Genomic DNA, 1,163 nt, shown 5'->3' with positions numbered 1-1,163 from the left:
CGCGCGTCTGCGACACTGGACGGACCATGCCTAAGCCCGGAGAACTCACCTTTGTCGCGCCGCGCGGCGCCAAGCCCCCGCGACACCTCGCCGACCTGAGCCCCGCCGAGCGCAAGGAGGCCGTCGCCGAGCTGGGCGAGCAGCCGTTCCGCGCGAAACAGCTCTCCAACCACTACTTCGGCCGGATGTCGAACGACCCGGCGAGCTGGACGGACATCCCCGCCGCCAGCCGGGAGAAGCTCACCGGGAGCCTGCTGCCCGAGCTGATGTCGGTGGTGCGGCACGTGTCGTGCGACGACGACACCACCCGCAAGACGCTCTGGAAGCTGTTCGACGGCACGCTCGTCGAGTCGGTGCTGATGCGCTACCCGGACCGGGTCACCATGTGCATCAGCTCGCAGGCCGGCTGCGGCATGAACTGCCCGTTCTGCGCCACCGGCCAGGCGGGGCTGACCCGCAACCTGTCCACCGGCGAGATCGTCGAGCAGATCGCCGCCGGGATGCGCGCCCTCAAGGGCGGCGAGATCCCCGGCGGTGAGGCCCGGCTCTCCAACGTGGTCTTCATGGGCATGGGCGAGCCGCTGGCCAACTACAACCGGGTGCTGGCCGCGATCCGCCGGCTGACCGACCCGGCGCCGGACGGCTTCGGCCTCTCCCAGCGGGGCATCACCGTCTCCACCGTCGGCCTGGTCCCGGCGATGAACCGGCTCGCCGACGAGGGGCTCAGCTGCCGCCTGGCGCTGTCGCTGCACGCCCCGGACGACGAGCTGCGCGACGAGCTGGTGCCGGTCAACACCCGCTGGAAGGTCGCCGAGGTGCTGGACGCGGCGTGGAACTACGCCGAGAAGTCCGGCCGCCGGATCTCCATCGAGTACGCGCTGATCAAGGACATCAACGACCAGGCGTGGCGGGCGGACCTGCTCGGCCGGCTGATCAAGAACCACCGGGTGCACGTCAACCTGATCCCGCTGAACCCGACCCCGGGCTCCAAGTGGACGGCCTCCCGGCCCGAGGACGAGCGCGAGTTCGTCCGGCGGCTCCAGTCGCACGGCGTGCCGACCACCGTCCGCGACACCCGCGGGCAGGAGATCGACGGCGCCTGCGGCCAGCTCGCGGCGGCCGGCTGACGGCGGCGGTGCGCTGACCGGGCCGGTGCCCGGTCA

General features: G+C 71.8%; 1 protein-coding gene. It reads left to right on the top strand.

Going from position 1 to position 1,163, the window contains the following annotated elements:
• Window positions 1-26 precede the first annotated feature (26 nt).
• The gene (gene rlmN, locus ABD308_RS22120; RefSeq protein WP_344337864.1) at window positions 27-1,127 is read left to right on the top strand and encodes a dual-specificity RNA methyltransferase RlmN; all 1,101 of its coding nucleotides are present in this window, start codon (window positions 27-29) and stop codon (window positions 1,125-1,127) included.
• Window positions 1,128-1,163 lie beyond the last annotated feature (36 nt).

The sequence above is a fragment of the Kitasatospora putterlickiae genome (assembly GCF_039527695.1).
Taxonomy (GTDB): Bacteria; Actinomycetota; Actinomycetes; order Streptomycetales; family Streptomycetaceae; genus Kitasatospora; species Kitasatospora putterlickiae.
The sequence above is the reverse complement of the archived record's forward strand: the minus strand, read 5'-3'. Positions and strand labels throughout refer to the sequence as shown.